Origin of the sequence: Pimelobacter sp. 30-1, from assembly GCF_018831735.1 — a bacterium.
Classification (GTDB): domain Bacteria; phylum Actinomycetota; class Actinomycetes; order Propionibacteriales; family Nocardioidaceae; genus Nocardioides.
Genome location: NZ_NHTS01000011.1, coordinates 91,316 through 108,786 on the forward strand (window position 1 = coordinate 91,316; position 17,471 = coordinate 108,786).

Here is a 17,471-nt window from a genome sequence, read left to right on the forward strand (position 1 = left end):
TCCCATAGGGCAGGATCGTCCATCGACAAGGTGCCTCTCATGAACCGCTTGACCGTCGTCTCCCTCGCCCTCGCCGCCACCCTCGGGTCCGCGGGCGGTGTGGCCTACGCGGTCGGCACCGGCACCGGCACCGACACCGCCACCGACGGCCCGGGGGAGCGCCGGACGGACCCGACCCCCGACCCCACCGGGCCCACCGGGACCACCGAGCCCGCGGCGAGCAGCGGCCCGTTCTACTTCCTGCACGGCACGATCCACGACGGCGACACCGAGGTCGCCGTGCCCGGCATCGACGCCGACCTGGTGTTCTCGCTGGAGCGGGCCCAGGGCGGCTACCTCGTCGTCTACTACGGCGACCACGAGGACGAGCAGACCGCGCTCTACCTCACCCCCGGCGGCGCGACCTCCAAGATCGGGCCGTTGCGCGGGCCCTGGCACCTCGACCCCGCGGGCGAGCGCCTCGCCTACGGCGACGGGAGCCGCACCTGGCAGGTCGCCGTCCTCGCCGACGGTACGACGCACCCGCTCACCGCCGCCGACCCGTGGACCCCGCGCGAGCTGGGCACGCCGGGCGGCGAGGTGCGGTCGGTCTCCGCGGACGGCCGGTTCGCGGTCGAGAGCCGGCCCAACCCGGACACCGGGCCGACCACGCCGGTCGGCAGCTGCCTCACCGGCGGTGCCCTCGCCGACACCGGCTCGTGGTGGGCGGAGTGCTCGACAGGCGCGGCCTCGCGCTCGCCGTACGCGCCCTCGGGGGAGCTGCTCCTCACCGAGACCACGGTCGGGGACGGCCCGGCGCCGTCCGAGCTCCAGGTGCGCGACCCCGCGACCGGTAAGGTGCTCCACCGGATCGACCCGGGCGGCTACCGCTCGGGTGCGGCCTGGGGCGGCGACGACACGACCGTCTACACCGTCACCGGCCGCGACGACACCGCCGAGGTCGCGCTGAGCCGCTGCCTCGTGACGACCGGGCGCTGCACGCCGCAGGTCGAGGCCCAGGGCAACCTCGTGCTCGGGGGCAGCTGATGGACCGGCGGATGCTCGCCGCGGTCTCGGTCGCCGCGGTCGTCGGTGCCGTAGCCGGCGTCGGCGTGGCGCTCGATGCCGGAGGCTCGGCCCCGCCCGCGTCCCGCGACCCCGCCGCCACGTCGGCGCCCCCGCCCGCACCCGCGCCGGGGCCGCTCTGGATGACCTCCGACGAGCTGCACGACGGCGACACCGTCGTCCCGCTCACCGGCGTCGACTTCGTCACCGGCGTCGAGCGGGTCGGCGACCACTGGATCGTCCAGGACGTGCCCGACGCGGCGGACTCCTCACCGCGGGTGCTGCGCGTCGACCGCGACGGCCGGGTCGTCGTCCTCGCCGAGGTCGAGGGCCTGGGCGACATCAGCGACGACGGCACCCGGCACGTCGGTCTCGGCCCGCGCGGCGAGGGCTACGCGATCACCGACCTCGGCAGCGGCCGGTCGACCCGCGTGCCGCCGGCGCCCGACGCCGGGAACCCCGACGGCACGGCGCTCTTCGACGGCGCCGACGGTGCCCACGTGATCACCGGCTGGTCGCCGAGCGGGACGACGTACTACCGCTCCACGCCCGACGGCGACGACCTCGCCATCGTCGGCCGCAACCTCCTCGACGCCCGGTTCTCCCCCGACCGCACGCAGTACGTCGGCCTCCGCGTCGGTCTCGGCGAGGACTGCGTGCTCGGCGGCGCCGCCGACGAGGACGCCACGCCCTGGAAGGAGTGCCCCGGCGCGCTGCCGAGCGGGTCGCCGTACGCGCCGAGCGGCAAGCGTCTGGTCACCATCGGCCACGACACCGTGGGCGAGGGGCTGCCGACCTGGGCCAAGGTCCTCGACCCCGCGACCGGCCGCCAGGTCGCCGAGGTGCCGCTGCCCGACGACGTCTTCGACGTGGCGATGCTGTCCGACGACGAGCTCGTCGTGCTCAGCGTGTCCGGGCCCGACGGCGCGCAGACGACCACGGTCCGCACCTGCGACCTGGGCGGGAGCTGTACCGAGCAGGGCACGGCGCGCGGCGTCGGCGTCCTCGGCGGCTCGCGCTAGGGCGCTCGCCGGCCGGGCCCGGGATGCTCAGCCCTCGTCGACCCGCAGCAGCGGCCGTACGGCCTGCCGGGCGTGGTGGATCCGCGACTTGATCGTGCCCAGCGGGGTGTCGAGGAGCTGGGCGATCTCGTTGTAGTCGAGCTCCTGGATGTCGCGCAGCACCAGGGGCTCGACCAGCTCGGGCCGGGTCGAGGCGAGCACCTCGAGCGCTTCGAGCAGGTCGAGCCGGCTGCCGGCGATGACGCTCGTGGTCCGCGGGTCGGCGTGGACCGGTAGTTCGTCGACGCTGTGCTCGTGGGCCCGGCGCTTGAGCGAGCGGTAGGTGGAGCGGGCGCTGTTGGACGCGACCGCGTGGAGCCAGGTCGTGAACCGGCTGCGGCCCGCGAACGTCCCGATCTTGGTGGCGACCAGGAGCAGCGCGTCCTGGGTGGCCTCCTCGGCGTCCTGGGGGTGGAGGAGCATCCGCCCGCAGATCCGGCGTACCCGCGGCTGGATGGCGGAGAGCAGGTCCTCGAGCGCGGCGGCGTCGCCGCCCGCGGCGCGCAGCGCGAGCTCGTCGAGATCGATCGCCTCGTCCATGGCCTGCCTCCCCGAGTGAATCCTGACCTCTCGGGCACAATACGCACCGTGTCCCTGCCGGAAAGACTCGGGAGGCTCCGCCGCATCGACCGGATCGGAGCCGGTGGTTTCGCGACCGTCTGGCTCTACCACGACGACGAGCTGGACTCGCCCGTCGCGGTCAAGGCGCTCGCCGACAACTGGGCGCAGCGCACCGACGTCTGCGACCGCTTCCTCGAGGAGGCGCGCATCCTGCGCCGGGCCGACAGCGACCACGTCGTCCGGGTCTACGACATCGGCGCGGTCGACGGGACGCCCTACTTCGTCATGTCGTACGCCGACCGCGGCTCGCTCGCCGACCTGCTCGCCGACGGCCCCGTCGCGCCCGAGCGCATGGTCGACCTGCTCGGCCAGGCCGGCGAGGGCGTCGCCGTCCTGCACCGGCACGGCGTCATCCACCGCGACATCAAGCCCCAGAACCTGCTCCTGCGCTCCACCCCCGACGGCGGCGAGCGGGTGCTCGTCGCCGACCTCGGGGTCGCCAAGGCGATGCTCCACGCGAGCGGCCTGACCCAGGTGGTCGGAACCCCGAGCTACATGGCGCCCGAGCAGGCAACCGGTGTCGGGCTCGACCTGCGTGCCGACGTCCACGCGCTCGGCGCGGTCGGCTACCACCTGCTCACCGGGCACCTCGTCCGCGAGGGCGGGATCGGTGCGCTCGCCACTCCCGAGCTGCCGCCCGCGCCCTCCCGGATCGCGGACGTCCCGGCGGCGTACGACGGCCCGCTGCTCCGCGCGCTCCAGCTCGACCCGGACGACCGCTGGCCCGACGTACCGACGTTCCTGGGCGGGCTGCGGTCCGCGAGCGACCTCACCACCAAGGCGCTGGGTGCCCCGCTGCCCCCGCCGCCCCCGCCGACGGATCCGGTCGAGTCGGCGCCCGAGCCCGCGCCCGGACGCCGCGGCGGGTGGCTCCGGCCCCTGCTCCTCGCCCTGCTCGTGCTCGTGGTGGCCTTCGTGGTCGCCTACGGAGCGACCCGGGTGGTCCGCGGTGACGGGGGCGAGCCGTCGGGCCGTGCCACACCGGCCGCCGACATCACGTACCCGGCGCTGGTGGTCGACGCGAACCGCGCCTACGACACCCACCAGGTCCGGTCCAACGGCGTGGTGTGGACCTACCCGGTGCCTCAGGGCTGGGCCGCCTACGGCTTCGCCCCCGACGGCAGTGCCGCCGGGCTCCTGGCCGCCGATCAGGTCGACCAGCGCGCCCAGGTCCTGTGGCGACCGCCGGACGAACCGGTGCGTGGCGGCTACAGCCTGCGGGCCCGCGTCCTCGAGCCGACCAACACGCTGGCCGAGCAGGTCGCGCTCAAGGCCAAGCAGGTCACGGAGTCGCCCGACCTCAAGGACGTGGACGTCTACCAGACGACGCCCGATGCGCTCTACTTCACCTTCAGCGACAGCGAGGGCCGCACCCGCTTCAACTTCTTCCGCTGGCTCCCGGACAAGCAGGGCAAGGCGTCGTTGGAGGTCTCCGTGAGCGGGCGGAGGGCCGACAAGGACGGGCTCACCGCGATGCTCGACGAGGTCACGGTCGAGGCCGCGCTCAGCCGGTGAACGCGTAGGCGTCGAGCGGGTACCGCTTCGCCGCCCACATCGTCTCCAGCGTCGTCGCCGCCCGGAAGGGCACGTCGCCGTTGTCGTCGAAGTAGTAGCTGTTGGCCAGCCCGCACGAGTCCTGGAAGAACACCTGGTGCCGGCGCCGCCCCAGCGCGCTCGCGAAGTAGCGCGCGTTGGCGGCCTCGGTCACCTCGACCCGGGTCGCGCCGACCTTGCGGGCCTGGCGCAGTGCCCGCACGATGTGCGCGCTCTGCGTCTCGATCAGGTTGAAGTACGACGAGCCGTTGTAGCCGTAGGGCCCCAGGATCGTGAAGAAGTTGGGGAAGTGCGGCACGCTCACGCCCTGGTAGGCCTGGAAGCGGTTCTCCTCCCACCACTTCTCCAGGTCGGCCCCCTCGGCGCCGCGCACGCTGAACGGCGGCATGTTGCCCTTCTCGAACACCTTGAAGCCCGTCGCCAGCACCAGGACGTCGGCGGCGTGCTCGACGCCCTCGGCCGTGCGGACGCCGTCGGGCGTGATGGTGGCGATGCCCGCGGTCTCCAGCGTCACGTCCGCCCGGTTGAACGTCGGGAGGTAGGCGTTGGAGAAGCTCGGCCGCTTGCAGCCCAGCGCGTAGGCCGGTGTCAGCCGGGCCCGGACCTCCGGGTCGCGCACGGCCTGGCGCAGGTAGGCGTGGCCGATCCGCTCGCCGACGGACGCGACCGGGACCAGCCCGGCGAAGTGCGCGGCGACCGGGAAGGTCGCCTCGACGAACGTCTGGCTGGCCAGCCGGGTCGCCCGGCGGGCGCCCGGGACGGCGCGCAGCGCGGCGCGGGCCAGGCCCGGCAGCGGTACGTCGGGCTTGGGCAGGCACCAGATCGGCGTGCGCTGGAAGACCGTCAGGTGGGCCGCCTGCTCCGCGATGTGGGGGATCGCCTGCACGGCCGAGGCGCCGGTGCCGATCACCGCGACCCGGCGGCCGGTCAGGTCGACGGCGTGGTCCCAGCGCGCGGTGTGCATGACGGTGCCGGCGAAGTCGGCCAGTCCGTCGATCTCGGGGGTCTTGGGCTGGGTGAGGACGCCGGTCGCGCTGACCACGTGGCGGGCCGTGACGGGGGCGCCGTCGGCGAGGTCGAGGCGCCACAGGTGCGCCTCGTCGTCGAAGGTCGCGGCGGTGACGGTGGTGCGCAGGCGGGTACGGCGGCGCACGTCGTACTTGTCGACGCAGTGCTCGGCGTAGGCCTTGAGCTCGCGCCCCGGCGCATAGACCCGGGACCAGCCGGCGACCTGCTCGAACGAGAACTGGTAGCTGAACGACGGGATGTCGACGGCCACGCCCGGATAGGTGTTCCAGTGCCAGGCGCCGCCGAGGCCGTCGCCGGCCTCGAGCAGCAGGTAGTCGTCGAAGCCCGCCCGGGAGAGCAGGATCGCGGCGCCGATGCCGGAGAAGCCGCCGCCGATGATGACGACCTCGTGGTCGGGCTGGGGGAGCACGGTCATGCGCAGAGGTCCTGTCGCTGGGCGGCGGACTCGCCGAGGATGATGCAGTCGACGTGGTGCTCGATGCCTTCGGCACTGCGGATCCCGCCGGGCACCAGGGCATAGACGGGCCACGAGATCAGGGTGCAGTGGGGCTCCTGGAGGGCCGCGTAGTAGCGGCCGTCGACCCGCGGGCGGTGCCGGTTGAAGCGGGCGTCCGGGGTGAGCCGGCGACGGGTCCACGGGTCGCGGACCTGGAGGCGCAGGCTGAGCCGGGCGGCAGGCCGGGTCAGGACGCGCGGCAGCGGGAGGGGGACCGGGAGCAGCCAGTCGGGCTCCTCCTGGAACACCTTGACCGCGCGCGCCGTGCGCACCACCTCGGGCACGATCAGCGCCGCCTCGCGGCCGGGGGCGATCACGGCGACGCTCTGGCCGGTGAACGCGCGACCTCGCCAGGCGGTGCCGCGCAGCACCTCGCCGTCGTACCGGCTCATGAGGCGATCGGCTCGTGGGTCAGCTCGTCCACCCAGGCCTGCGGCCGGCCGAGCACCTTGGCCGGGACCAGCGAGGTGAGCCTGACCATCGGGTCCGCCAGCAGCCGGTGGTACGGCGAGGTGCGGTCGATGATCATCCCGGCCTGCGCCTTGAGCACGTGGTACGCCGGGATGCGCGCCGTGTGCGGCCCGCGCGAGCCGATCGTGGCGAACCTCTTCACCGCGTTGTAGAGCTTCTGCTCCGGCAGGCCCATCGCCACGATGTTGTCGCGCATCTTGTTGATGAGCGGGGTGAACACGACGATCAGGCCGATGATCACCTGAGGCTGCAGCAGCGCGGCCGACTCGATGATCAGCTTGTGCAGCGGCCCCGCACCGATCAGCTCGAGCACCTGGAAGTCGACGGTGATGTGCCGGGCCTCGTCGGAGTTGATGTGCCGGAAGACCTCGTGGCAGACCGGGTCGGTCACCTCCTCGAGGAGGAACTTCACGAGCGCGCCGTCGAGCGCGCACTCCAGGAGGGGGATCAGCGTGGCCAGACCGGTCAGCGGGATCGTGTCGCCGTAGTCGTCGAGCACCTTGATCGCGAGCTTGACGTTGACGTTGGGCTCCGGCGGGTTGCCCTCGGCGTCGAGCATGCCCCAGCGCTTCATCAGCGCGAGCTCGGCGTTGGCGTGCTTCTGCTCCTCGGCGTGGAAGTACTCGTAGATCCGCTTGATGGTCGGGGTCGGCGCCTTCTTGGCGAGCGAGGCGAAGCCGCGCGCACCGACGTGCTCGATCCACACCAGGTCGGCCATGAACGGCTGCATCTTGGCGCGCAGCGCGTCGGTCATCGTCTCGGCGCCGGGGGCGTCCCAGTCGATGTCGGCGAGGGACCACTGCTTGTCCTTGATGGTCTGCAGCATCTGGTCGAAGTCGAAGGTCGTGGTACTCATCGGTCGGTACCTTCCTCGGGGTCGGGGGCGAAGCGGCCGAGCAGGCCGGCGACGCGGGTGTAGGGGGCGGGGAGCAGGCGCTTGGTGCGCCAGAGGAGCTGCGCATCGAGCTGCGGGACGACGTACAGGCGTCCCTTGTCGTGGGCGTCGAGGGTCGTGCGGGCGACCCGGTCGGCGGAGAAGCCCGCGATCCCGGCGATCTTGCGGGCCAGGCCCGCCGCGCCGGGGTCGATCAGGTCGCCGTCGAAGATGTTGGTCTTGACGAACGTCGGGCACAGCACGGTGACCGCGACACCGGCGCCCGCGAGCTCGGCGGCGAGCGTCTCGGACAGGCTGACCACCCCGGCCTTGCTGACGTTGTAGGCGCCCATCCGCGGGGCGGCGGTGAAGCCGGCCGCGGAGGCGACGTTGATGACGCCGCCCCGGCCCGCGGTGCGCAGCGTCGGCACGAACACGTGGCAGCCGTGGATGACGCCCCAGAGGTTGATGCCGATGGTCCGCTGCCAGTCGCTCAGCGCGGCGTCGCCGACGACCCGGCCGCCGGCGCCGATGCCCGCGTTGTTGACGACGATCCGGGGTGGGCCGTCGAGCCAGTCGAGCGCGGTGTCGTGGACCCGCTGGACCTGGGCGACGTCCGCGACGTCGCAGTCGACGGCGAGCGCCCGGCCGCCGGCCGACTCGATGGCGGCGACCGTCTCCTTGAGCCCGGCCTCGTCGATGTCGGCGCACACCACGCGGCCGCCGCGGCGGGCGAGCTCGCGGGCGAACGCCCGGCCGATGCCGCTGCCGGCGCCGGTGACGACGGCGTCGGCGTCCTTGGTACGTCGGGCCATGTCAGGCCTCCTGGGAGATCGTGGGGGGAACGAGGGTCAGGGCGCCGCGCCGGCGCTGGATCTCGAGCTGCTCGTCGACGAAGGCCGCGGCGGCGTCGAGCGCCTGCTCGGCCTCCGGTACGACGCGCGGCAGCGCCTGGAAGACGTGCATCTGGTCGGGCCAGACCTCCAGCCGGCAGTCGGCGCCGGCGGTGGTCAGGCCGCGGGCCAGCTCGATCGCGTCGGCGGCGAGCATCTCCCGGGCGCCGGCCTGGACCAGGGTCGGCGGGAACCGGTCGGCGCCGTCGAACGAGAACCGCAGCCGGGGCGCCTGCGGGTCGTGCCCGGCGAGGTAGAGGTCGAGCATCCGGGCCGCCTTGGCCGCGGAGATCATCGGGTCGCGGCGCATCCGCTCGCGCGCGGCGGCCAGCGACATGGTCAGGTCGAGCACGGGGGAGAAGGCGACCAGCGCGGCCGGGGCCGGACGCCCCTCGCGGATCAGCTCGAGCGCGAGGTCGACGCACAGGTGGCCGCCGGCCGAGTCGCCGGCGAGCACGATCCGGGCCGGGTCGTGGCCCTCGCCGAGCAGCCACTCGTACGCCGCGCGGACGTCGTCCGCCGCGCTCGGGAAGCGGTGCGAGGGGGCGAGCCGGTAGTCGCACGCGAACACCGGCAGCCCGGTGCGCGCGGAGAGCCGGGTGGTGATGCCGCGGTGGGTGCGCGCGGAGCAGATCGTGTAGGCGCTGCCATGCACGTAGAGGACGACCGCGTCGTCGCGCTCGGCGCGCGGCGCCCGGACCCACTCGCCCCGCGCCGTGGGCCCGGCCGGCGCGAGCTGGGCGTGCTCGACCCGCACCACCCGGCTGCCGCGCAGCGGCGGGCCGAACGCCCACAGGCTGCTCGCCACGAGCCGGCGCGAGAAGCGGATGCCCGTGGGGTTCATCGGGATCACCGCGGTGAGCGGCCGCAGCGTCACCGACGTCAGGTCGGCGGCGAGCCGGCTGCGCAGGGAGCCGCGCCCGGTGCTCACATCATTGTGAAGGCGCATGCCCTCACATTGCATTCTGAGGGCGGGTGCCGTCAAGATGTTCGTATGGATGCCGCCCGGGCGAAGAGTGCCGCGACCAGCGCCGCGCCCCGCCGTCGCTACGGCGGCAAGTCGGCCGAGCAGCGCCGCGCCGAGCGCCACGAGGCGCTGCTCGTCGCGGCCCAGGAGATCTGGCAGGAGAGCGGCTGGGCCGCGGTCACCATGCGCGGGGTGTGCGCGCGCGCCGGGCTCACCGACCGGTACTTCTACGAGAGCTTCGCCGACCGCGACGCCCTGCTCGCGGCCATCTGGGACCAGGTCCGCGACGAGACCCTCGCCATGATGCTCGGCGCCATCGCCCCCCACGTCGACGACGCCCCGCTGGTCCAGCTCCGAGCGGCGCTCGCGGCCGTCGTCCACCACATCGGCGACGAGCCGCACCGCGCCCAGATCGTCTTCGGCGACCACGCCGGCAGCGCCATCCTGGAGCAGCGCCGGCGCGAGACGATCCAGCTCTCGGTCGACCTGCTCATCGACCTCGCCCGCCCCTACCTGCGCCCCGACGCCGACGAGACCGGCCTGCGGATCAGCGTGCTGCTGGGCATCGGCGGCTTCGTCGAGACCGTCCTCGCCTGGCGCTCCGGCCTCGTCGAGGTCGACGCGGACGAGCTGGTCGAGCACCTCGCCGGCGTCGGCGCGGGGCTCGCGCCGCGCTTCCTGCGCGACGACGAGGGCTGAGCGCGATTCTCAGGTTCCTCTGAGGCTTTGGCAGGGGCTCCGTTGAGGTTCGGCTGATGAGGTTGACGCGGCAACCTGTTCTCGGACCGGGCCGACACGGCCCCGGAAAGGTCTCTCATGAAGCGTCTCCTCCATCCCCTGCCCGCGCTCGCCCAGGACTCCGCGCTGCTCGCGGCACGGCTCCTCGTCGGCGTCGTCCTCATCGCGCACGGCTGGCAGAAGCTCGACGAGTACACCCTCGCCGGCACCGCCGCGAGCTTCGACGACATGGGCGTGCCCGCGGCGCGGGCGGCGGCGACGTTCGCGGCGTTCGTCGAGGTCGGTGGCGGCGCGCTGCTGATCGTCGGGCTGCTCACGCCGGTCGCGGCGCTGCTCGTCGCCCTCGACATGGCCGGCGCCTGGTACTTCGCGCACCGGGACGCGGGCATCTTCGTCACCGAGGGCGGCGGTGAGCTCGTGATGGTGATCGCCGCGGTGGTGCTGGCGATCGGTGCGATCGGGGCGGGCCGGTTCAGCCTCGACGGGGCGTTGCTCCGCCGGGCCACCGCCCGCTGACGACGGTCGCCTCGCGCTCCGGGTCGTGGTCGACCCGGGCGTCGAGGCCCGCCGCGGCGTACGCCGTCCGGGCGGTCTCGGCCTGGGCGCCCTCGGCGACCTCGGAGAGCACCGTGCCGCCCGGGCGCAGCCAGGCCGGCGCGAGCGCCGCGACCCGGCGCAGGAGGTCCAGTCCGTCGGCGCCGCCGTCGACGGTGCCCCGCGGCTCGTGGTCGCGGGACTCGGGCGGCATGAGCGCGACCGCGTCGGTCGGCACGTAGGGGACGTTGGCGACGATGACGTCGACCCGGCCGCGCAGTGCGTCCGGGAGCGGGGCATCGAGGTCGCCGGCCACGGCGGTCCCGCCGACCGCGGCCAGGTTGCGGGCCGCGCACGCGACCGCCACCGGATCGACGTCCGCCGCGACCACGGTCAGGCCGGGGTGCCGCCGGGCGAGGGCCAGGCCCAGGGCGCCGCTGCCGCAGCACAGGTCGACGACCGTGCTCGCGGGCGTCAGCCGCTGCGCCGCCAGCTCGACCAGGTACGCCGTGCGCTGCCGCGGCACGAACACGCCCGCGTCGAGCGCGACCCGGCCGCCGTCGAAGGCGACCCAGCCGACGACCTGCTCCAGGGGCTCGCCGGCGATCCGCCGCAGGGTCAGCGCCTCGAGCTCCTCGGGGGAGCGGGCGGCCGCCTCCAGCAGCGCGGCCTCGTCCTCGGCGAAGACGCAGCCGGCGGCGCTCAGTCGGGTGACGAGGTCGGGCACGGCGCCAGCGTAGGGCCGTACCGGTGGGCTCAGGCCTCCGGCATCAGCCACCACGCGGCGAGGTAGAGGATGATCCCGGTGCCGAAGCCGAAGACGACGGCCGCGACCAGCAGGATCCGGACCAGGGTCGGGTCGACGCCGAAGTGGTCGGCGATGCCGGAGCAGACGCCGGCCACCATCTTGTTGTCCTGGCGGCGGGTCAGCCGGCGGGTCGAGGAGGCCGGACGGTTCGGGTAGCTGTCGTAGTTGCTCATGCCTCCACGGTGCCCGGTGCGCGGCCTCCGGACATCGGGGAACGCCCCTGGTCGGTCCCGGATCCCGACCCTGAGACGCACGCCGCGGGGGCCCTGCCAGACTTGTCCTGTGCCCACCCACCGACCACAGGTGGTCGCCCATCGCGGCGCCAGTCACGAGCTCGCCGAGCACACCCTCGGCGCGTACCTCAAGGCGCTCGACACCGGCGCCGGCGGCTTGGAGTGCGACGTGCGGCTCACCGCCGACGGCCACCTGGTGTGCGTGCACGACCGCGACCTGCGGCGTACGGCGGCCACCAAGGGGCTCGTCTCGACGATGGACCTCGCCGAGCTCTCCGAGCTCGACTTCGCCGCCTGGAAGAACCCCTGGGCCGACCTCGACGACGAGGCGGCCGAGGAGGACGAGGCGCTGCGCGGGGTGCTCACCCTGCGCAAGCTGCTCGAGACGGTCGCCGACTACGACCGCCGGGTGGAGGTCGCGATCGAGACCAAGCACCCGACCCGCTTCGGCGGCCTGGTCGAGAAGCGGCTGGTCGAGATGCTCCGCGACTTCGGCTGGGACCGCGAGGGCGCGCCGGTGCGGGTGATGAGCTTCTCGTTCACGGCGCTCCAGCGGGTGGAGCGGCTGGCCCCCGAGGTCCGCCTCGTGCAGCTGGTCGACAAGCCCAACTACTGGCCGATGCTCAAGCGCGTGGTCGGCCGCGACTGGATCGTGGGCCCCGGCATCAAGATGCTGCGCGACCACCCCCGGGTCGCCGACTCGATCGCCCGCAGCGGGCGCGACGTCCACGTCTGGACGGTCAACAAGGAGAAGGACCTCCAGCGCTGCCTCGACCTCGGCGTCAAGGCGGTCATCAGCGACCGGCCGCGCCTGATGCTCGACCTGCTGGACGAGCGGTTCGGGCCCGACCAGTAGTTTCTGCCGCATGGCGAAGAAGAACCGCACCAAGTCCGCGTCCGAGACCCCGGCCGGCGAGGTCGGCCCGCGGCAGCCCTGCCCCTGCGGCTCGGGCAAGCGCTACAAGGCGTGCCACGGCGCGCCCGGCGGTGCCCAGATCTTCGTCAAGCGCCCGTTCGAGGGGCTCCCGTCGGAGTGCGACATCGTCGCGCTGCGCGAGCTGGTCCCCGCCGCGACCGCGCCCCTGACCCTCACCGGTGAGCACGCCGACCGCGTGGTCAAGCTCTGCACCCTGCTGCCGATGGCGGCGCCCGCGCTCGTCCGCGACAGCGGCGAGGTCTGGCTCGGCCTCCAGGTCCAGCACGGCTTCGGCGACCCGGCCCGCGACCTCGGCGCCGTCCTGCTCGAGGCGCTCGCCGCCGAGCCCGGCGCCGGCATGGTCGGCCTGACCGACCCGCCGGGAGCCGGCCCTCGCCTCCAGGACCTCGTCGCCGACGGCGACCTCGCGGTCGAGGTGCACGAGGGCTTCGACTACTGGGTCTCCGACATGGACCCGAGCTCCGAGCTCGCCCAGGCCCTGGAGCAGGCCGACGGCGCCGCCGCCCCGACCGCCCGGCTGACCGAGGTCACCGCGGCGTACTGGACCCGGATGGGCGCCAAGGAGCACCTGCGCTGGGTGATGCCCGAGCCCGAGGACGCCCTCCTCGACGCCCTCGCCCGCCTGCACGTGACCGGCGACGACGTGATCGTCCCCGAGGCCCGCTTCGTCGGCATGTTCCGCGCCCACGGCCTGCTCGCCCCGGTCTGGGACCTCCCCGTCGGCACCGGCGCCGAGGCCCTCGAGCAGCCGGCCGCCGCGTTCAAGGCCAAGCTCGACGCGGCCCTCGCCGACACCTCCGACCTGACCACCGAGCAGCGCTCGGCCCGCAACGGGCTGGCCAACCGCCAGGTCACCATCCGCTGACCCGGCACCCCGCGCGGCGGGTCAGTCGCGGGGCTGCACCGCCCAGACCTTGAGCCGGGAGTAGCCCTTGACCGAGACCCGGCGCAGCCGCCGGAACCGGTACGCGCCGGTCCCGGCGTGCTCGTCGGCGTCCTCGGTGTCCTCGGCCTTGTCGGCGGAGTCGTCCGCGCGGCCGGTCAGCGCCTCGTAGGCGCCGAGGTCGACCAGCACGGTGCTCGGCCGGGCCACCGAGGTGAGCCGGGCGGCGATGTTGACGACGGGGCCGAAGACGTCGCCGAGACGGGTGACCACGTCGCCGTACGCGAGGCCGGCGCGGACCGCGGGGAACGGGTCCTCGGGGTCGGCGCCGCGGCGGGTGAGCTCGAGGGCGACCTCGGTCAGCGCCTCGGCGGAGTCGGCGACGATGAGCAGCTCGTCGCCGATGTTCTTGATGATCCGGCCGCCGCGGTCGACGGTGAGGCCGAGCACGGTGGACTCGAAGGACTCCAGCCAGCCGACCAGCTCGCGATCGGACAGGGTCCGCGAGCGCGAGGTGTAGCCGACGATGTCGACGAAGCACACCGCCAGCGGCACGGACGGTCCCGACGACCGCTCGGCGAGCAGGCGCGCGGCGGCGCTGAGCAGGTGCCGGCGCCAGACGTAGCTCTGGAGCTCCTCGACCCGCGGCATCACCTCGTCGGAGACCGCGAGCAGGCCCTCGGTCGGGTCCGCACCCAGGTCCTCGGCGACCGACGCGAGGAGCGCGACCTGCCAGTCGGCCAGCCGGGCGAAGCTGCGGCCCCAGGTCCGGACCAGGCCGTCCTGGCGCTCCTGGCTCAGCACGCCGAGCCGGATCAGGTCGTTGGTCAGCTGGAGCGCGCGGACGTCGGCGCTGGTGAACGCCGCCTCGTCGTCCGGCACGTGCGCGAAGCCGAGCAGGTGCCACAGCTCGTTCGCCGTCTCCAGCGGTACGCCGGCCTGGGCCGCGACCTCCTGCTGGGTCAGCGCGGGACGCTCGCCGAGGAGGTGGTCCTCGAGCGCGCCGATGACCCCGCCGTCGCCGGCGGGGTCAGGCGTCGAGGTCACGAGACGATCAGCCCGCGTTGCCGAGGCGCGACTGCGCGACCTCGACGAGCGCCTCGTGGAACGCCGGCCACTCGGCGTCCAGCTCGCGCAGGGTCTCGTCCGTCAGGTGGATCGTGTCGAGCGGCGTGAGCGCCACGATGGTCGCGCTGCGCAGCTTCTTGCCGACGATCGCGGCCTCGCCGACGATGTCGCCGGGGCCGAGCTGAGCGATCTCCGCGCCGTCTCGACGGACCGACACCGTGCCCGACAGGAGGACGTAGGCCTTGTCGGCCGGGGTGTCCTCCCAGATCGGCGACCAGCCCTCGGGGAGCTTCACCCGCCGACCGGTCGCGCTGATCCGCGCGATCTCCTGGGGGGAGAAGTGCTCGAAGAACGTTGCCATGCTGACCCTTTCGCTCGGCCGTCCCGTCGACCTTAGTGTGATCGGCGGCGGCTGGGGAGACCTACTTGCAACAACGTGTCCCGGTAAGTCGCGTTATCCCCCCGGTACGACGAGCGGGTCGCGCACCACTGGACAGCTCAGGCAGCGCGGTCCGCCGCGCCCCGATCCGATCTCCGACCCGGCGATCCGGATCACCTCGATGCCGGCCGCCTCCAGGCACGCGTTGGTCGCGTCGTTGCGCTCGTAGGCGACCGCCAGGCGGGGTGCGAGGGCGAGCGTGTTGTTGCCGTCGTCCCACTGCTCGCGCTCGGCGGTGACCGGGTCGAGCCCGGTCTCGATCCGGTGCAGGACGTCGATCCCCATCGCCGCGGCCGCGGCCACCAGGAAGGGCTCGGGCGGGGCCACCCGCAGCACGCCCGTGCCCGGCTCGGCCTCGGTGATCGCATGGGCGGTGAGGGTGTCGGCGACGTGGGGGTACATCACCACCCGGTCGACGTCGACCATCGTGCAGACCGTGTCGAGGTGCATGGTGGCGCGCTCGCGCGGGATCGGTACGGCGAGCAGCGTGGTCGCCACCCCCGCCGCGAACGCCTCGCGGGCCAACCGCTCCGCGCCCGCCGCGGTGGTCCGCTCACCGACGCCGACGGCGAGCACCCCCGGCGCCAGCTGGAGCACGTCGCCGCCCTCGACCGGCTCGCGGTCGTGGCCGTGGAGCAGGCCGGCGCCCGCGAAGCGCGGGTGGTGGCGGTAGATCAGCCCGGTCAGGTGGGCCTCGCGCCGCCGGGCCTCGGTAGCCAGCGAGGTCACCGCGACCCGGTCGCGCAGCCACACCGAGGAGTCGCGGGTGAAGAGCAGGTTGGGCAGCGGGTCGAGGAGGAAGCCGTCCGGCGCCAGCAGCGAGGTGACGAGCGTCCCGCGGATCCCCGCGCGCACCTCGTCGTTGCGCACCCCGGCCGTCAGCAGCCGGGTCAGGTCCTCGGGAGCCGCGTCGAGGAACAGTCCCCGCAGGTGGTCGCGGACCGCGTCGCCGAGGTCGCGGGCGTTGCGGCCGGCGAGGGTGGTCTCGACGATCGCGGCCCGCGCGTCGTCGTACTGGAGGGTCTGGGTGAGCAGCTCGGTCAGGTAGAGCACCTCGACGTCGCGCTCGCGCAGCGCCGCGGCGAAGGCGTCGTGCTCGTCCTGCGCCTGGCCCACCCAGGGGATGCCGTCGAACAGCAGCCGGTCGTGGTTCTGGGGGGTGAGCCGCTCGAGCTCGGGTCCGGGCCGGTGGAGCAGGACGGTGCGCAGCCGCCCGACCTCGCTGTCGGCTCCGGCTCTCGCTGGGCTCGCCATGGCCCCACCCTAGGCGGCGTGGCCCGACCGCCCGGTCAGCCTCGGGTGGGGTCGGCCGGGTAGACCCCGAGAACCTTGATGTCGGTCGTGAAGAAGGTCAGCTCCTCGAGCGCCCGCTTGAGACCGGGGTCGTCGGGGTGGCCGTCGACCTCGGCGAGGAACTGGGTCGCGGCGAAGTGCCCGCCCACCATGTAGCTCTCGAGCTTGGTCATGTTGATGCCGTTGGTCGCGAACCCGCCGAGCGCCTTGTAGAGCGCGGCCGGGAGGTTGCGGACGTTGAAGACGAAGCTCGTCACGACCGGACCGTTGCCCTGGGGGGCCTGGATGAACTCCGGCGAGAGCAGCACGAACCGCGTCGTGTTGTGGTCCTCGTCCTCGACGTCCTCACGCAGGATCTCGAGCCCGTAGATCTCCGCGGCCAGCGGCGGCGCGATCGCGGCCTGCGTCGGGTCGGCCGCCTCGGCGACCTCGCGCGCGGCCCCGGCCGTGTCGCCGGAGATGATCGGCGTCAGGCCGAGCTCGCGGATGATCTTGCGGCACTGACCCAGCGCGTGGACGTGGCTGTGCACGGTGCGCAGCGTGTCGACCGTCGCCCCCGGGTTCACCATGAGGTGGAACTGGATGCGCAGGAAGTGCTCGGCGATGATGTGCAGGCCCGAGTCGGGCAGGAAGTGGTGGATGTCGGCCACCCGTCCCGCGATCGAGTTGTCGATCGGGATCAGCGCCAGGTCGCAGTCCCCGCTGCTCACCGCCGCGAACACGTCCTCGAACGACGCGCACGCCACGGCTTCCGCCTCCGGGTAGTGCTGCTTGCACACGATGTGCGAGTTGGCGCCGGGTTCCCCCTGGTACGCGATACGGACCATGCGCCCAGCGTAGTGGCGGCGCGTGGCCGCGCTCGGCGGCGTCTCGTTGACTACCGTCGGACCCATGGCCGTCGTCCTCGCGCTCCTCGCTCTCCTGCTGGCCGCCGCGGCCCTCGCCGTGGCCCTGCGCAACGGCCGTCGTACCTCGGCGGAGGTGGGGCACGACCTCCCCGCCGACGCCGCCGGCCTGCGCCGCGAGGTCGCCGCCCTCCGGGCCGAGGCGGCCGGCGCGCTGCGGCACCTGGCCGTCGTACGGTACGACGCCTTCGACGAGATGGGCGGACGCCTGTCGTGGTCGCTCGCGCTGCTGGACGACGCGGGGGACGGGGTCGTGCTCACCTCCATCCGCGGCCGCAACGAGGCCCGGACCTACGCCAAGTCCGTCGCCGGCTGGGCCGGCGACCAGGAGCTCTCGCCGGAGGAGGCCGAGGCGGTCGCCCACGCCCGCATGGCCCGCATGTGACCCCCGCCGAAGTCGCAGGGTTCCGGCGCCGAGGTTGCAGGGTTGCTGGCACAAAGTGCGCGGGTTGCTGCGCCGAGGTTGCGGGGTTGCTGCGCCGAGGGTGCAGGTTTCCTGGGTCGAGGTCGCAGGGTGGCCGGTGAGCTGGGTTGCGGTGGCGGCCGCGCTTAGCCGGCCGCCCCCCGCCGTCAAGGACCCTCGCTTCGCTCGGTCCGCTTCGCGGCGCCCGTCGGGCGTCCTT

The 17,471-nt window shown here is 73.8% G+C and carries 20 protein-coding genes; 8 read left to right on the forward strand and 12 right to left on the reverse strand.

The window, feature by feature from the left end; translation table 11 throughout:
- The first annotated feature begins 39 nt into the window (after window positions 1-39).
- Window positions 40-1,026 (forward strand): hypothetical protein, encoded by a 987-nt coding sequence (locus CCO04_RS24280; RefSeq protein WP_215816754.1) that lies wholly within the window; start codon window positions 40-42, stop codon window positions 1,024-1,026.
- On the forward strand, window positions 1,026-2,066 hold the full coding sequence (locus CCO04_RS24285; RefSeq protein WP_215816755.1) for a hypothetical protein: 1,041 nt from the start codon (window positions 1,026-1,028) through the stop codon (window positions 2,064-2,066). The genes CCO04_RS24280 and CCO04_RS24285 overlap by 1 nt, the downstream gene beginning before the upstream one ends.
- 27 nt (window positions 2,067-2,093) lie before the next feature.
- On the opposite strand, the gene CCO04_RS24290 is transcribed toward CCO04_RS24285, so the two are convergent.
- Window positions 2,094-2,645 (reverse strand): RNA polymerase sigma factor, encoded by a 552-nt coding sequence (locus CCO04_RS24290; RefSeq protein WP_215816756.1) that lies wholly within the window; start codon window positions 2,643-2,645, stop codon window positions 2,094-2,096.
- Between the two features lie 48 nt (window positions 2,646-2,693).
- On the opposite strand from CCO04_RS24290, the gene CCO04_RS24295 reads away from it, so the two are divergent.
- The gene (locus tag CCO04_RS24295) at window positions 2,694-4,241 is read left to right on the forward strand and encodes a serine/threonine-protein kinase (RefSeq protein ID WP_215816757.1); all 1,548 of its coding nucleotides are present in this window, start codon (window positions 2,694-2,696) and stop codon (window positions 4,239-4,241) included.
- Here CCO04_RS24295 and CCO04_RS24300 read toward each other — a convergent pair.
- Genes CCO04_RS24300 through CCO04_RS24320 form a run of 5 tightly spaced genes read right to left on the reverse strand, consistent with a single transcriptional unit; the run spans window position 4,231 to window position 8,992 of the window.
- Entirely contained in the window at window positions 4,231-5,724 is a 1,494-nt protein-coding gene (locus tag CCO04_RS24300; protein ID WP_215816758.1) for an NAD(P)/FAD-dependent oxidoreductase, read from the reverse strand. The genes CCO04_RS24295 and CCO04_RS24300 overlap by 11 nt on opposite strands.
- Window positions 5,721-6,197, reverse strand: coding sequence for a hypothetical protein (locus CCO04_RS24305; RefSeq protein ID WP_215816759.1), 477 nt, complete (start codon window positions 6,195-6,197; stop codon window positions 5,721-5,723). Before CCO04_RS24305 ends, CCO04_RS24300 begins: the two co-directional genes overlap by 4 nt.
- Window positions 6,194-7,132 carry a ferritin-like domain-containing protein gene (locus CCO04_RS24310; protein ID WP_215816760.1) on the reverse strand — a complete coding sequence of 313 codons (939 nt, stop codon included), beginning with the start codon at window positions 7,130-7,132 and terminating at the stop codon, window positions 6,194-6,196. Before CCO04_RS24310 ends, CCO04_RS24305 begins: the two co-directional genes overlap by 4 nt.
- A complete protein-coding gene (locus tag CCO04_RS24315; RefSeq protein WP_215816761.1) occupies window positions 7,129-7,965 on the reverse strand; it encodes an SDR family oxidoreductase in 837 nt (278 codons plus the stop codon). Before CCO04_RS24315 ends, CCO04_RS24310 begins: the two co-directional genes overlap by 4 nt.
- A gap of 1 nt (window position 7,966) precedes the next feature.
- Window positions 7,967-8,992, reverse strand: a complete 1,026-nt coding sequence (locus tag CCO04_RS24320) for an alpha/beta hydrolase (protein ID WP_215816762.1) — start codon at window positions 8,990-8,992, stop codon at window positions 7,967-7,969.
- 45 nt (window positions 8,993-9,037) lie between these two features.
- On the opposite strand from CCO04_RS24320, the gene CCO04_RS24325 reads away from it, so the two are divergent.
- Both CCO04_RS24325 and CCO04_RS24330 read left to right on the forward strand, forming a co-directional pair.
- A complete protein-coding gene (locus CCO04_RS24325; protein ID WP_215816763.1) occupies window positions 9,038-9,709 on the forward strand; it encodes a TetR/AcrR family transcriptional regulator in 672 nt (223 codons plus the stop codon).
- A gap of 117 nt (window positions 9,710-9,826) precedes the next feature.
- Complete coding sequence (locus tag CCO04_RS24330; RefSeq protein ID WP_215816764.1) at window positions 9,827-10,264, forward strand: DoxX family protein; 438 nt, start codon at window positions 9,827-9,829, stop codon at window positions 10,262-10,264.
- Here the strand turns inward: CCO04_RS24330 and CCO04_RS24335 are convergent.
- On the reverse strand, window positions 10,221-11,009 hold the full coding sequence (locus tag CCO04_RS24335) for a putative protein N(5)-glutamine methyltransferase (RefSeq protein WP_215816765.1): 789 nt from the start codon (window positions 11,007-11,009) through the stop codon (window positions 10,221-10,223). The genes CCO04_RS24330 and CCO04_RS24335 overlap by 44 nt on opposite strands.
- Window positions 11,010-11,038: 29 nt before the next feature.
- Window positions 11,039-11,263 (reverse strand): PspC domain-containing protein, encoded by a 225-nt coding sequence (locus tag CCO04_RS24340; protein WP_215816766.1) that lies wholly within the window; start codon window positions 11,261-11,263, stop codon window positions 11,039-11,041.
- Between the two features lie 109 nt (window positions 11,264-11,372).
- On the opposite strand from CCO04_RS24340, the gene CCO04_RS24345 reads away from it, so the two are divergent.
- Both CCO04_RS24345 and CCO04_RS24350 read left to right on the forward strand, forming a co-directional pair.
- Window positions 11,373-12,179, forward strand: coding sequence for a glycerophosphodiester phosphodiesterase family protein (locus CCO04_RS24345; protein ID WP_257753403.1), 807 nt, complete (start codon window positions 11,373-11,375; stop codon window positions 12,177-12,179).
- Window positions 12,180-12,189: 10 nt separating this feature from the next.
- Window positions 12,190-13,125 carry a DUF5926 family protein gene (locus CCO04_RS24350; protein WP_215816768.1) on the forward strand — a complete coding sequence of 312 codons (936 nt, stop codon included), beginning with the start codon at window positions 12,190-12,192 and terminating at the stop codon, window positions 13,123-13,125.
- Between the two features lie 21 nt (window positions 13,126-13,146).
- Here the strand turns inward: CCO04_RS24350 and CCO04_RS24355 are convergent, their stop codons facing one another.
- The 4 genes from CCO04_RS24355 to CCO04_RS24370 form a co-directional block, all read right to left on the reverse strand.
- Window positions 13,147-14,190 (reverse strand): adenylate/guanylate cyclase domain-containing protein, encoded by a 1,044-nt coding sequence (locus CCO04_RS24355; protein WP_308281503.1) that lies wholly within the window; start codon window positions 14,188-14,190, stop codon window positions 13,147-13,149.
- A gap of 7 nt (window positions 14,191-14,197) precedes the next feature.
- Window positions 14,198-14,572 (reverse strand): Crp/Fnr family transcriptional regulator, encoded by a 375-nt coding sequence (locus tag CCO04_RS24360; RefSeq protein WP_215816769.1) that lies wholly within the window; start codon window positions 14,570-14,572, stop codon window positions 14,198-14,200.
- Between the two features lie 93 nt (window positions 14,573-14,665).
- Window positions 14,666-15,904 carry an arginine deiminase gene (locus CCO04_RS24365; protein WP_215816770.1) on the reverse strand — a complete coding sequence of 413 codons (1,239 nt, stop codon included), beginning with the start codon at window positions 15,902-15,904 and terminating at the stop codon, window positions 14,666-14,668.
- A gap of 35 nt (window positions 15,905-15,939) precedes the next feature.
- Entirely contained in the window at window positions 15,940-16,770 is an 831-nt protein-coding gene (locus CCO04_RS24370) for a prephenate dehydratase (protein WP_215816771.1), read from the reverse strand.
- A gap of 64 nt (window positions 16,771-16,834) precedes the next feature.
- Between CCO04_RS24370 and CCO04_RS24375 the strand changes: the two genes are divergently transcribed.
- Window positions 16,835-17,233 (forward strand): DUF4446 family protein, encoded by a 399-nt coding sequence (locus tag CCO04_RS24375; RefSeq protein ID WP_215816772.1) that lies wholly within the window; start codon window positions 16,835-16,837, stop codon window positions 17,231-17,233.
- The last annotated feature ends 238 nt before the right edge of the window (window positions 17,234-17,471 follow it).

Bases quoted from the DNA above. Each gene is read 5' to 3' on its own strand.
- CCO04_RS24280 (WP_215816754.1), top strand. From the start codon at position 40: ATGAACCGCTTGACCGTCGTCTCCCTCGCCCTCGCCGCCACCCTCGGG.
- CCO04_RS24285 (WP_215816755.1), top strand. From the start codon at position 1,026: ATGGACCGGCGGATGCTCGCCGCGGTCTCGGTCGCCGCGGTCGTCGGT.
- CCO04_RS24290 (WP_215816756.1), bottom strand. From the start codon at position 2,645: ATGGACGAGGCGATCGATCTCGACGAGCTCGCGCTGCGCGCCGCGGGC.
- CCO04_RS24300 (WP_215816758.1), bottom strand. From the start codon at position 5,724: ATGACCGTGCTCCCCCAGCCCGACCACGAGGTCGTCATCATCGGCGGC.
- CCO04_RS24305 (WP_215816759.1), bottom strand. From the start codon at position 6,197: ATGAGCCGGTACGACGGCGAGGTGCTGCGCGGCACCGCCTGGCGAGGT.
- CCO04_RS24310 (WP_215816760.1), bottom strand. From the start codon at position 7,132: ATGAGTACCACGACCTTCGACTTCGACCAGATGCTGCAGACCATCAAG.
- CCO04_RS24315 (WP_215816761.1), bottom strand. From the start codon at position 7,965: ATGGCCCGACGTACCAAGGACGCCGACGCCGTCGTCACCGGCGCCGGC.
- CCO04_RS24320 (WP_215816762.1), bottom strand. From the start codon at position 8,992: ATGCGCCTTCACAATGATGTGAGCACCGGGCGCGGCTCCCTGCGCAGC.
- CCO04_RS24325 (WP_215816763.1), top strand. From the start codon at position 9,038: ATGGATGCCGCCCGGGCGAAGAGTGCCGCGACCAGCGCCGCGCCCCGC.
- CCO04_RS24330 (WP_215816764.1), top strand. From the start codon at position 9,827: ATGAAGCGTCTCCTCCATCCCCTGCCCGCGCTCGCCCAGGACTCCGCG.
- CCO04_RS24340 (WP_215816766.1), bottom strand. From the start codon at position 11,263: ATGAGCAACTACGACAGCTACCCGAACCGTCCGGCCTCCTCGACCCGC.
- CCO04_RS24350 (WP_215816768.1), top strand. From the start codon at position 12,190: ATGGCGAAGAAGAACCGCACCAAGTCCGCGTCCGAGACCCCGGCCGGC.
- CCO04_RS24360 (WP_215816769.1), bottom strand. From the start codon at position 14,572: ATGGCAACGTTCTTCGAGCACTTCTCCCCCCAGGAGATCGCGCGGATC.
- CCO04_RS24365 (WP_215816770.1), bottom strand. From the start codon at position 15,904: ATGGCGAGCCCAGCGAGAGCCGGAGCCGACAGCGAGGTCGGGCGGCTG.
- CCO04_RS24370 (WP_215816771.1), bottom strand. From the start codon at position 16,770: ATGGTCCGTATCGCGTACCAGGGGGAACCCGGCGCCAACTCGCACATC.
- CCO04_RS24375 (WP_215816772.1), top strand. From the start codon at position 16,835: ATGGCCGTCGTCCTCGCGCTCCTCGCTCTCCTGCTGGCCGCCGCGGCC.